The organism is Phocaeicola faecium (assembly GCF_014837055.1).
GTDB classification, from domain to species: Bacteria; Bacteroidota; Bacteroidia; order Bacteroidales; family Bacteroidaceae; genus Phocaeicola; species Phocaeicola gallinarum.
In genome coordinates this window covers 788,346-800,895 of sequence record NZ_JACSPQ010000001.1, presented here as the reverse complement: position 1 = coordinate 800,895, position 12,550 = coordinate 788,346, and the positions used below count along the sequence as shown (strand labels likewise).

Sequence of the window (12,550 nt, the reverse complement as noted above, 5' to 3'; positions counted from 1 at the left end):
GCCCCTACAGGATGAATATGTTTAGAAATGTACGCCGAGCGTAAACAGCAACTGATGGCGGTCGTTGTTCACCTTCGTGGCAGACGGGGTAAGGTCGATTTGCTCCGCCCCGAAAGCATAGAAGTCAGCCTTGTAGAAATCATACTTGTAGGCAAGGTCGGCATAGAACAGCTTTCCGCGCCATCCCAATCCCACCGTAACTGCCTGTTGCGATTTCAGGTTCAGGTACTCGGCATCGGTACGGGTCTCGTCGGTGACAGGGATGTTTTTAAACGCATCTTCCTGTATCGGAGCCGAACGGAAGTTATATCCCGCACGCAGGCTGAACGCCGAGGTCAGCTTCGTCTCCATACCGGCGCGGAACGTATGTACGCCTTTCAGCGTTTCGCTTACGGCGTTGGTGGCATTCAGCTGGTAGCCATCCACATCGTCTACTTGTGCCGAAGAATACTTGGCATATTCGTATTCGGCATCGAGCGCCATGATGCCGCCCACGATGGTACCCATGCTCACGTTGAAACGCCACGGCGTGGTGAGGCGGTAATCCATGATGTAGGCAGGGTTGAGGTAATCCACCAAGTTCTCGGTGGTGCTCAGCATCGAGCCGTCGGTAGTGGGCAGGTTCGACGTGAGGTTAGCCGTGTGATGCTCTGTCAGCGAGTACCATATCGGAGTGTGTACCGCAAGTCCGATGCGGAACGGAGAGTACTCAAACGGGCGGATGATGGCACCCAATTTCAGGTCGACTCCCGAACCCTCGGCAGTGTAAAAGTTGTTCAGCGTAAAGTCGCCCCCCGCCGTCAGCGTCTCGCCGTAAGACGAGTAGCGGTTATAATCGAGGTTATACACGCCTAAGGTGATGCCGAAGTAATAACGGTCTTTCACGTTAAACGCCACGTTGAAATCGTATTCATCGATGCCGCCTTCCTCACGGGTGTAATACTGGTTGCTGGCAGCGTCCCACCCGTCCATGCCGATAATCGTAGGGTCGGTAGCCGACTGGAGTCGGGGAGTAACCAGATTGGTACGTGCGCCCAATGCCGCCAGATACGGCGTGCCGTAATAATACGTGTCGGTGTAGGGGTTTTGTGCATCATACAGGTTGGCGAAATCCGTTTCCGTGTTATAATACGTACCTGCCGCATCGCCGGCGCGCCACAGCATGTCTGCCATCACGTGAGTGAGCGACAGCCCGTTGCTTGCATTGCCTCCCGCCGAGAACTGGCGGTTGAAGTTGGCACGCTTGTGATAGTTGAACGCGAAGTTCACGTAACGCAAGTCAGTCTTGTTCCCAATCTTCGAGCTCCACACGATGCCCGCTTGGTCGAACGACGCTTTGGTACGCTTCTCGGTGGCAGTCGAACCGTTCATGTCCGCTTTCGCCTGATTGTTGTTAAACCCGAACGACAGCGAAATATCATTTCCCCGGAACAGACCGATACCGGCGGGGTTTGTGCCGATGGTCGAAATATCGGCGCCCAGTGCACTCATGGCACCGCCCATGCCCACGAAACGCGCCGTTCCGTTCAGGTCGTCGTTCAAGATTCGAGCCACGTCATACTGGTTTTGTGCGCCTGCTGCCGACACCATGCCGGCAAGTAGCGCTATCATGCTTATCTTTGTTTTCATACCTTGTAGTGTGTTTATATTCTCTACCTTTCGTTGAGCTTATCTTCTGCGTGAGCTTATCTTCTGCGTGAGCTTCCTCCTCCGCCTCCGCTGCGCATCCGTGTGCTTCCTCCGCCCATCGAGCCGCGGTTGAAGCTGCTTCGGCTGCTGCCCGATGAGAAGCTGCTCCGGTTCGAGTTGTAGCTTCGGCTTGAATTATAGCTTCGCGTATTCGTGTTGTTATACGAGCGTGAGCGCGTGGTGTTCACGTTGCGGTTATACACATCGTTGTAACTGCGGCGCGTGCTGCTGGGGCGGTTATACGAAGAGCCGGTGCGGTCTATCGTGCTGCTGGGGCGCACGTAAGTAGCGTTTCCGCGCGTGGTAGTCCCGGTGCTGAATCCGTTCCGCGTAGCCTCTCCCCGGTTACCCGGCAGCGTGCTTACGGGGCGGAGCGAATAACCGTTGTTGCGTGAGTTAGGGCTGACCACCCGTCCGGTAGTACGTGAAGCCGTCGAAGCGTTGTTCCGCCGGATGCTCGACGTGCTGTATCCCCGGCGTGTGCTGCTGCCTCCGCGCGTGCCCGTCACCACCCGGTTATGCCGCGAGGTAGTATATCCCGTGTATCGTCCCGGCCGGGCGTCGCGGTGTCCGTAGGGACGCCATCCTGCGCCTCCCCATCCTCCGGCGTAATAAGGCGGATGATGATGCCAGTAAGGGTGCGGGTGATGCCAGTACGATCCCCAGTAACCTCCCCAATATCCGGCGTACCAGTAAGGCGAGTACCACGGGTCATAGTACCACGAGCTCCATCCCCAGCTGAATCCGAAGCGCGGTCCGGCTACGCCCCATGTCCACCGCCAGTCCCACCACAGCGGGTTGCTGAACGTCGGGAACACGTAAGCATACAGTCCGTCGTCGTACACGTTCCATTCCCACGAGGGCAGTGCGCCGTAAACCACGTCCCAGTACAGCGGGCTGCTTACCGGGATGGCATAGCGCGGGCTTCGGAAGCGTACGATGCGCATGGCATATTCATAATCATCCTGCGAGCCTTCGAACCCGTTCACCCACTCACCGCGTTCGCCGTAAGGCTTTTCTTGGATGTAGAGGGTATCGTTTTCCATCGTAAACGTATTCTCGCGCGAAGTATACCGTCGGTTATACTCGTCGATGTCGCGCGTTTTTCCCGCAGCGTCTTTCACCACTACGGTAGAGCCCGGCGCGGCATATACCGTCGTCGTATTTGACACCTTCTTCGGCGCAGTTTCCACCGTCACCTTTGTTTCGGTTTTGGTTTCGGCTTTCTTTTTCGGCACGAAGTAAAGGTCATCGTTGCTCTGCGCCGCTGCCAGCAACGGCAGGCAGGCAACCAGCAATGAAGCAAATACTTTACCTTTCATAGTTGTTCGTCTTTTTTTATGTTGTACATTCTTTTCTTGTTACAAATTTAGGGAGTTATTTTTTCTCTGCAAATAGAAATTCCCTATTTCGGGGTAGGGTTTTCCCTATTTATGGCTATCTTTGCGAAAATTAATACTTCCCTTTTATATATGAAATACTTTGAAGTGACTTTTACTGCACGTCCGTGTACCGAAACCGTGACCGACGTGCTGGCGGCTCTCATTGCCGACATCGGATTCGAGAGTTTCGTGGCGTGTGAGGGCGGTATGCAGGCATACATCCAGCAGGCGCAGTTCAGCGAAGATGCTTTGCGGGAGGTGCTGGAAACCTTTCCGCTTCCGGACACGAACATTACCTATACCGTTACCGAACCTGAGGACAAGGACTGGAACGAGGAATGGGAAAAGAATTTTTTCCAACCCATAGTAATCGGCGACCGCTGCGTTATCCACAGCACTTTCCATACCGACTATCCGAAGGCTGAGTATGACATCGTTATCAATCCGCAGATGGCGTTCGGCACGGGACACCACGAAACCACCGGCTCTATCATCGCCGAACTGCTCGATGCCGACCTGCGGGGCAAGTCGGTGCTCGACATGGGATGCGGAACGTCTATCCTCGCCATCCTTGCCAGTATGCGCGGCGCCGACCCGGTGACGGCTATCGACATCGACGACTGGTGTGTGAACAACTCGCGCGACAACATTGCGCTGAACCGCATCGCGAACATCACCGTGGAGCTGGGCGACGCTTCGCTGCTCAAGGGACGGAAGCCTTTCGATGTCATCATCGCCAACATCAACCGCAACATCCTGCTTGCCGACCTCCCGGCTTACGTGGCGTGTATGCACGAGGGTTCGGAAATCTACATGAGCGGATTCTACGTAGACGATATCCCTGCTATCCGCGAGCGCGGCGAGAGCCTCGGACTGACTTTCGTGCATCACCGCGAGAAGAACCGCTGGGCGGCAGTGAAGCTCGTAAAATAATCCCCCCGTGCGGGGCATTCCCTTTCCGGCGGGTCAGCGCATCCGCCGGCGGAACTCCGCACAGACGACAGCCGTAGCCACCGCCACGTTGAGCGACTCGCTCGTCTCCTCTCCCTGCGGATAGTTGGGTATCAGGAGGCGGCGGTTGACGACAGCGGCAAGTTCGGGGCTGATGCCGTTTCCCTCGTTGCCCATCACGATAAGCCCGTTTGCCGACAGCTCCTGCGTGTAGAGGTCGCCCCCGTCGAGGAACGTGCCGAACACGGGGACATCCGGCAATGAAGCCACCAGCTCCCTCAAGTCGCAGTAATGCAACTGCACGCGCGCCAGCGCACCCATCGTAGCCTGCACCGTTTTAGGATTGAACGCATCCGCCGTCCCCGCCGAGCAGAAGATGTGCCGGATGCCGAACCAGTCGGCAATGCGGATGATAGTCCCCAAGTTGCCGGGGTCTTGCACGCCGTCGAGCGCAAGGCACAGCGACCTCCTGACCACCTCCGCCTCCGCCTCGTACTGCGGAATACGGAACACCGCCAGCGCCTCCTGCGGCGTTTTCAGCAGGCTGGCACGCGACAACTCCTCGCGGCTCGCCTCAATCACCTCCTGCGCCCTTACGTGGGGATGCTCCTCTAACCAGTGCGCCGTAGCCACCAGCAGCAGGCAGTCGAAATGCCCCGACAGGTCGTTAACTAATTTGTTACTCTCGGCAAGGAAAGCCTGTTCCTCCTTGCGATGTTTCTTCTGCTCTAACGAGCGGATATACTTTATTTTATTCTTGCTAAGCATGATCTTGTTTTACGGATAAACTTTATCGGTTGAATTGTTCGAGCGTGCGGTTTTCGGGGATGAAGTTATAGAGGGTCACGCCATCGTCGGCAACCAACTGCCATACGGTGGCGTCGGCATCGGTCGCTGTGACCCGCTGCGTGTATCGTCGTCCCGTGTAGATGAGCGTCGTGTCGTTTCCCGCCTCCGCTTGTGCAGGAGTGAGGTGCAACAGGAAATACCCGTCGCCGCTATGCTCGCGGTGACGCACAGCCAGCCGGTAACGCGCCCCCGCAGCCGTCCCTTCGAAACGCTCCGTCAGCCAGTTGCCCAGTCCGTCAGCAGCTCCCGCTTCAGAGAAAATCAGTTTCCCGCGGCGGCTCACCGTCCACAGTCCGCCGTCCTCCCGGCGCAGATTCTTGGTATCATCGTCTTCCATGTTCCACACCCGTTTGCCCGCCGGCGTGATGCGCCGCTCCAGCGTCTCGGTCACCCCCTCGGCAGGCGAGAACAGCTCCGCCGTCAGCGAGTCTTTGCCGAACCTCACATACATGCCTCCCGCCTTTCCGTCGGCACGCTCCAAGCGGATTCCTTCGGTAAAGAACCGAGTGTAATCGTCCGTCACCTCTGCCGGAACAGGCGTTGCCTCCGCCCCGGCATCATCCGCCTTCTTTGACGATGCACTGCACCCCGCCAGCAACAAGACACAGCCCAGTATGAGCGTTAAATCACTTTTCATATATCGCATGATTAATCTATTTTAGATTTTAAAAGATAAATCTTTAACACTGTTTGATTTTGCACAATTTCTTTTGCAATACCTAAAAATTCATATTCGCATTTATGGAATACGATTGCATCCATGGTGTGACTTTCATCATTAAACCCATAATGAAGTTCAATCGTATTCCAATTTAGAACAGAAGCATTTGCCATATCAACAAAAATTATAGTTGTCCACCAACACCTTTAAACTTTTCGACAAAAGCGGCAATCTTTTCAAACACCTTATGTTTTTTAGTCAGGTATAATGGGTTCAGGGGACTCATTTTGGGTAGGATATTATTAAAGTCAGTTCCATTCTCACTTGCGTATTTACGTTTTAAAGACACTTCAATATAATGCTTGGCTTCTTTTTCATTCAGATTCTCGCTCGCTATCAAATCCGATGCTTCCTTCTTTTGCTGAGTTTGCGCATATTCAAAGAATGCTTTTATAATTTCAGTCTTATCAGATATGGCATCGAGATTAGCGTCATTGATAAAATCAACAATCAGGCTTTCTTTGGCTCTGTTGCCGACACTTGACCGAATAACCCTGCGGATTTCATCAATCAATGAAGATTTGTCTAACTTCTTTTTGTTATTTTCAAAAATTAACTCAAGAATATAATCAAGGTTTATCTCCTGCGATTTAAGCAAATCTATCTCGAATATGACATCATCCCAGTCTATTCTTGATTTTTCTGGCCTCTTTCCTTCTTTTTCTCGTCTTAACCAATCTCGTATGTCGTTATAAGTCGATTTGTAATCCTGAATGATCCTATCAGACGGCATTTGCAATTTCTGCATTTTCGCAATATCGTCATCGTTGACAAAATAATTGTTTTTAAATGCTTCGATTGCATCCGGATTATCCGTATCTATTGTCTGAAAGGCTTTGACTACCGTAAACTCATCAAAGTTCTGCAATATGTTTTCCACCCGCAGATATTCGCCAAACAGTTTGACAAATTCCTTTTTATCTTGTTCTGTAACGATCTTGTCCGTATCAGGGAATTTATCTCCCAGTTCTTTTACAATTTCAATATATCCTCTCCGTGCCTCACCCGTAGCAATGTCTTTAAAGCCTTCCAAATATTCCTTGTAGCTTTTCTCCAGCACTACATTTGCGGTATTTTCATCGCCGAATAATTTTATGGCATCAATCGTGTGTTTTTCGAGGTCTCTGAATGTAATGATATTGCCAAATGTCTTGGTGGCATCATAAATCCTGTTGGTACGGGAAAATGCCTGTATTAATCCGTGATAACGTAAATTCTTGTCTACAAACAGTGTATTCAAAGTCGGAGCATCAAAGCCAGTCAGGAACATGCCTACTACGATTACAAGATCCACCTCTTTATTTTTTACTCTTTTGGAAAGGTCTCTGTAATAATTTTGAAACTCTTTGCCGTCAATGCCATAACTTGTTCCAAACAGGGCATTATAATCGTCGATGGCTTTTGTCAAAAACTCTTTTGCGCTGAGATCCATTGCCGACGGTTCAAAATTCTCATCCGGTATTTCACCTATTGAACTTTGCTCTTCGTTAGCGGCGAAAGAAAATATGGTAGCTATTTTCAAAGACTTTTCCAAATCTTTCTGCAATCGGTTCAGTTCTTCATAGTAGCATTTGGCTGCATCCACACTACTGACAGCAAACATGGCATTGAAACCTTTGCTGTCGCTTTGATTCCGATGTGTCTTAATTCTGAAATTGTGCAAGATGTATTGCGAAATTTCATTTATGCGGGCAGGGTGAAGTAATGCCTGTTTGTTTTCTGCGGCACTTAGCTTTTGTTCGTCAAGTTCTGTTTCTATATTTCTGAAACGAGGTCGTACATTGTTGTAGTCAACCTTGAATTTCAATACTTTTTCATCGCGGATGGCATCCGTTATCACATACGAATGCAATTCCCTGCCGAACACACTTGCCGTTGTTTCCGAGCCATAAGCATTCTCCGGGAATATGGGGGTTCCTGTAAAACCGAACTGATAATACTTCTTGAACTTTTTTCTTAATTGTTTTTGCGCTTCACCAAATTGGGAGCGATGGCACTCATCGAAAATGAAAACGACCTGTTTTTGATAAACGGGCAGATTGTCTTCACTTTTCATCAGATTATTCAGTTTCTGAATTGTAGTGACGATAATCCTGTTGTCATCCTTCTCTATATTCCGTTTCAATCCAGCCGTGCTTTCAGACCCGTTGACACTATCCGGAGAGAACCGCTGATATTCTTTCATCGTCTGATAGTCAAGATCCTTGCGGTCAACGACAAAGAATACCTTGTCAATAAAGTCCAGTTGGGTTGCCAATCGTGCTGCTTTGAAACTGGTAAGCGTTTTTCCCGAGCCTGTGGTATGCCAGATATATCCACCACCTTCGGTTGTAGACCATTTTTTTGCTTGGTATGCACTTCTGATTTTCCATAACATACGCTCTGTCGCCGCAATCTGATACGGGCGCATTACAAGCAAAGTATTGTTTGTGTCAAAGACTGTATAAGTAAAAATGATGTTAAGCAAGGTGCTCTTTTGGAAAAAGGTCTCTGTAAAGTCTTTGAGATCCTTTATCACGGTATTCTTTGCATTTGCCCAGTTCATGGTAAAGTCAAAGCTGTTTTTGTTGCGCTCAACCGTATTGGCAAAATAACGGCTGTCTGTACCATTTGAAATGACAAACACCTGAATATACTTGAAAAGTGAATTATCACTGTTGAAACTCTCTTTGGAATATCGGTGAACCTGATTGAATGCTTCACGGATGGCGACACCGCGTTTTTTCAATTCAACATGTACCAATGGCAAACCATTAACCAGAATGGTAACATCATAACGGTTGGCTTGTGTTCCGGTTTGTTCAAACTGATTGATTACTTGTACCTTGTTACGGGCAATGTTTTGTTTGTCGGCAATATAGATGTTCTTAATATGTCCGTCATCAAAAACAAAATCATAGATGTGGTTATCGTGAATCTTACGGGTCTTGTCTGTCAGTGTATCGCCCGGTTTGTCCAGATATTCTTCCACGAACCGCAACCATTCCTTATCGGTAAACTCCACATCGTTAAGTTCTTGAATCCTCTTACGCGCATTGTCCAGCAGTGCATCGGGAGTTGATATATCCGGGCGATATTCATAGCCTTGATTCACTAAATCCTCGATAAATTCGTGTTCAAGACCTGCCTCCGACTGATATAAAACCGGAGGTTCATGAAGTTCATTATACTTGGTGTATGCATCAAGTACGATGAAGTTGTTTGATTCTGCTATGGTGTTATATTGCCCCATATTATGCTCCTATTTTAATTCTTGGAAATGAGAGTATTTTATTTCGATAATATTCATATTGTTCTTGTACGGCAGCTATTTCAGCAGGAAGACCTTGGGTTAAATCGTTTACCAAAGCGTCGAATTTATCAAGGATGGTGACGATGCGTTCTTGTTCTGTAAGGGGAGGAATAGGAACTAGTAAAGTTTCCAAACGTGTAACTGATAATCCAGGTTGTGCACCAGCAGTCTTATATTGGTTAAGATTCATCATATTTAATACGTGAAATGTATATCGTGGAAGACAAAATCCTTTTTCAGAAACAACGACAGCATGTTCGGTTGCATAAAATTCACCTTCTGCAAAACATACATTGCCACATAAAGCACCCTGCCTTCCAACAAGAACTTTCTCTCCATGTTGATTAAATACAGCTACATATCCTCTTTTTCCATTACCTCCATAACATGGATATGGAGTTATCGTAGTTTCTGAACTATATATTTCGGATGCCAATATATTTTTTCCTGCTTTCATATCATATACATCACTCATCTTCATCCAAGTTACGTTTTGCGTACCCCCCCCCTATTTTATTAAACGTTAACAGTTGGTTCCGATAATATTCATACTGCTCCTTTCTCGCTTGCAGTTCCGCTTGCAACTCTGCTGCAAGATCGGTAAAGTGGTCAAGAATGCGGACTATTTCATTTTGGACTTCGAGAGGAGGAACAGGAAGTATTAGTTTATTTAAAATGGATTGAGTTAAACTTGGAACTCCACCTGCTTTATTTAAATTCTCTAAATGCTCTTTAGCCAATAAGTAATATAAATATTTCACGTCAATTTGTTGCGTATCAACCTCTGTGTAAAAAATGGTGTCAACATTCCAAAATGGCGTATCTACATAAAACAAATTACCAAGTGAACCTTTACGTGGAATTAAAACTGTTGGCTTATTATATACATAAGTATCAACATAAGTCATTATTCCACCAGAGCCATAAACAGGAACATTCCCTTTACCTAAATGTTTGTAATCTCTACCATTTTTTATGGTAGCAATTTCCCCCAATGTCTTATACTCCACTCCATCCGGGCAAAGTTCCTGAATTAATTTCTGCAACTTGCTCATACCTCATCCTCCATTTCATTACCCCTATTAAATCCATGTTGTTCTTCCACCATCTTTCGCACACTATTCACTTCGTCAATCAGTTGTGCTTGTGTGGGCAGATAGAGTTTATATTCGCTTGCCAATATGGTTTTATTGTCTTCTGGCAACGCCATGCGCACGGCAGTATCATTTTTACTGGTGCAAAGCAGGATGCCGATGGTAGGATTCTCTTCCGCAGTCTTTTCCACACGGTCGTAGTAGTTGACGTACATTTGCAATTGCCCCAAATCCTGATGTGTCAGTTTACCGGTTTTCAGTTCGATGACAACGAAACATTTCAGCAGACGGTTGTAAAACACGAGGTCGGCAAAAAACTCGTCATCTTCAAGCAGAATACGTTTTTGCCGTGCTACGAAAGTGAATCCTTGCCCCAATTCAAGCAAGAAATGTTGCAAGTGAGTGATGATAGCCGACTCTAAATCTTTTTCATAATAGGCAGCCTTACGTTCCATTCCTAAAAACTCCAGATACATCGGATCTTTAATGATTTCCAAAGGCGATTGCGGAATGCGCTCTTTGCGGGCAACGGCAAGGACAGCTTCCTTGTCATTGCTCAGTAACAGACGTTCGTAAAGCTGCGAATTGATTTGCCGTTCCGTTTCTCTTGCCGTCCAACCGTTATTGACAGATTCCAATTCATAATACATACGCTTATCAGGATCATCTATCTGAATCAGCATACGATATTGAGTCCAGTTCAATTGTGAACGCAGTGCGTTCGCAATTGGATAAATCCGATAGAATTGACGGCAAAAAGCCAATTGGCGGACAGAAAAACCGCTTCCATATTCAGGCTCCAGTTGTTTGGCAAGATTCTTTATAAGGTATGTTCCGTAATCGGCACGGTCTTTTCCCTGCTGTTCTTCCTCAAAAATACGCTTTCCCATGTGCCAATACATCTGTACCCGGCAAAAGTCCACACTACGCACGGCATTTTGTTTGGCCGAATTTATAATACCTCTGATGTCATTCAGAAAGGTATCTTCTTTTTTCCATATCTCACTCATACCTCATCCTCCTCTAATTCAGCTACTATTTTGTCTATTTCCGCACGCAGTTCGTTTTCTCGTGCCACTATACGGCGGATGCGCTCATTCAGTTCCTTAATGTCAGTCTTCGGACGGGTGTCTTTAACCTCTATATAGCTACTTACCGACAAGTTATAATCATTTTCGGCAATGGTTTTATAATCAACTGATTTGGCTATGTAATCAACATCTTCTTTTTTATCGAAGATTTCTATAATCCTGTTTATATGCTTATCCTCAAGCACATTGTTGTTGGTCTGTTTCGTAAAAAAATCCTCTCCGCTTGCATCTATAAACTGGATTTTAGTATCAGATTTATGTTTTGACAAAACCAAAATATTAACCGCTATCGAAGTTCCATAGAATAAATTGGAAGGCAATGAGATAATGGTCTCCACATAGTTACCATCCACCAGATATTTCCTGATTTTCTGCTCAGCCCCGCCTCGGTAGAATATGCCGGGGAAACAGACAATAGCGGCACGTCCTTTGCTTGACAAATAATGCAAAGAATGTAGGACGAAAGCGAAATCCGCTTTCGATTTGGGGGCAAGCACCCCAGCTGGAGCAAAACGGTCGTCATTGATAAGTGTGGGATCATCCGAACCAATCCAGTTTACTGAATAAGGTGGGTTGGAAACGATGGCATCAAAAGGCTTTTCGTCTCCAAACTGTGGATCGATAAGCGTATTTCCAAGTGCGATATTGAACTTATCGTAATTGATATTGTGTAGGAACATATTCATACGAGCCAAGTTATAGGTTGTATGGTTTATTTCCTGACCGAAGAAGCCATCTTCAATGATATGGTCTTCAAATTGTTTCTTTGCTTGAAGCAACAAAGAACCTGAACCTGCAGCAGGGTCGTATATTTTGTTTACGGTCGTTTGTTTGTGCATGGCAAGCCTTGATATGAGTTTGGAAACATTTTGAGGAGTGAAGAACTCGCCGCCCGATTTTCCTGCATTGGCTGCATAGTTGTTAATCAGAAATTCGTATGCATCACCGAAAAGGTCTATTTCATGCTCTTCAAAACTTCCAAAATTCAATCCTGCCACACCTTTTAAAACCGCCGCCAAACGGCTGTTCTTGTTTTCTACGGTATTGCCAAGCCGGGTGCTTGTCGTGTCAAAATCGGCGAACAGTCCTTTGATATTCTTTTCGGATGCATAACCGTTCGCAGAGCTTTCGATAGAATCAAAGATGGCTTTCAAATCTGTATTAAGATTGGGATTGTTGTTGGCGGTCTTTACCACGTTGACAAAAAGCTGGCTCGGATATATAAAATATCCTTTCGTCTTGACCGCATCCTCTTTTATCTCCGGAGTTATTATACTGTCAGGTAAAGAAGCATAGTCAATACTATCGTCTCCGCCTTCTATATAGTCTGTAAAGTTTTCGCTGATGAAGCGGTAGAACAATGTTCCCAAAACAAATTGCTTGAAGTCCCATCCATCAACAGCCCCACGCACTTCGTTGGCTATTTTCCAAATCTGAGACTGCAATTGCTCTCTTTGTTGTATGCTTGTCATTATATATAC

The 12,550-nt window shown here is 47.1% G+C and carries 11 protein-coding genes; 1 reads left to right on the top strand and 10 read right to left on the bottom strand.

Going from position 1 to position 12,550, the window contains the following annotated elements; all coding sequences use genetic code 11:
- Nucleotides 1–21: 21 nt before the first annotated feature.
- Nucleotides 22–1,629, bottom strand: coding sequence for an OmpP1/FadL family transporter (locus tag H9626_RS03490; RefSeq protein ID WP_191709590.1), 1,608 nt, complete (start codon nt 1,627–1,629; stop codon nt 22–24).
- Nucleotides 1,630–1,685: 56 nt separating this feature from the next.
- Nucleotides 1,686–3,011, bottom strand: coding sequence for a hypothetical protein (locus H9626_RS03485; RefSeq protein ID WP_191709589.1), 1,326 nt, complete (start codon nt 3,009–3,011; stop codon nt 1,686–1,688).
- A 150-nt stretch (nt 3,012–3,161) separates the two neighbouring features.
- On the opposite strand from H9626_RS03485, the gene prmA reads away from it, so the two are divergent.
- Nucleotides 3,162–4,004: a 50S ribosomal protein L11 methyltransferase gene (gene prmA, locus H9626_RS03480; protein ID WP_178257011.1), complete on the top strand. Its 843-nt coding sequence runs from the start codon at nt 3,162–3,164 to the stop codon at nt 4,002–4,004.
- 33 nt (nt 4,005–4,037) lie between these two features.
- Here the strand turns inward: prmA and H9626_RS03475 are convergent, their stop codons facing one another.
- From H9626_RS03475 to H9626_RS03440, 8 genes are read right to left on the bottom strand one after another with little or no spacing between them, the layout of a single operon-like run.
- A complete protein-coding gene (locus tag H9626_RS03475) occupies nt 4,038–4,790 on the bottom strand; it encodes a TrmH family RNA methyltransferase (RefSeq protein WP_191709588.1) in 753 nt (250 codons plus the stop codon).
- A gap of 22 nt (nt 4,791–4,812) precedes the next feature.
- On the bottom strand, nt 4,813–5,508 hold the full coding sequence (locus H9626_RS03470) for a hypothetical protein (RefSeq protein WP_191709587.1): 696 nt from the start codon (nt 5,506–5,508) through the stop codon (nt 4,813–4,815).
- An 11-nt stretch (nt 5,509–5,519) separates the two neighbouring features.
- Complete coding sequence (locus H9626_RS03465; protein ID WP_191709586.1) at nt 5,520–5,705, bottom strand: hypothetical protein; 186 nt, start codon at nt 5,703–5,705, stop codon at nt 5,520–5,522.
- Between the two features lie 11 nt (nt 5,706–5,716).
- Complete coding sequence (locus tag H9626_RS03460; protein ID WP_191709585.1) at nt 5,717–8,824, bottom strand: type I restriction endonuclease subunit R; 3,108 nt, start codon at nt 8,822–8,824, stop codon at nt 5,717–5,719.
- Nucleotide 8,825: 1 nt separating this feature from the next.
- Entirely contained in the window at nt 8,826–9,365 is a 540-nt protein-coding gene (locus H9626_RS03455) for a restriction endonuclease subunit S (protein WP_191709584.1), read from the bottom strand.
- Nucleotides 9,352–9,939 carry a restriction endonuclease subunit S gene (locus H9626_RS03450; protein ID WP_191709583.1) on the bottom strand — a complete coding sequence of 196 codons (588 nt, stop codon included), beginning with the start codon at nt 9,937–9,939 and terminating at the stop codon, nt 9,352–9,354. Before H9626_RS03450 ends, H9626_RS03455 begins: the two co-directional genes overlap by 14 nt.
- On the bottom strand, nt 9,936–10,988 hold the full coding sequence (locus H9626_RS03445) for a PDDEXK nuclease domain-containing protein (RefSeq protein WP_191709582.1): 1,053 nt from the start codon (nt 10,986–10,988) through the stop codon (nt 9,936–9,938). Before H9626_RS03445 ends, H9626_RS03450 begins: the two co-directional genes overlap by 4 nt.
- The gene (locus H9626_RS03440; RefSeq protein WP_191709581.1) at nt 10,985–12,541 is read right to left on the bottom strand and encodes a type I restriction-modification system subunit M; all 1,557 of its coding nucleotides are present in this window, start codon (nt 12,539–12,541) and stop codon (nt 10,985–10,987) included. Before H9626_RS03440 ends, H9626_RS03445 begins: the two co-directional genes overlap by 4 nt.
- Nucleotides 12,542–12,550: the final 9 nt, after the last annotated feature.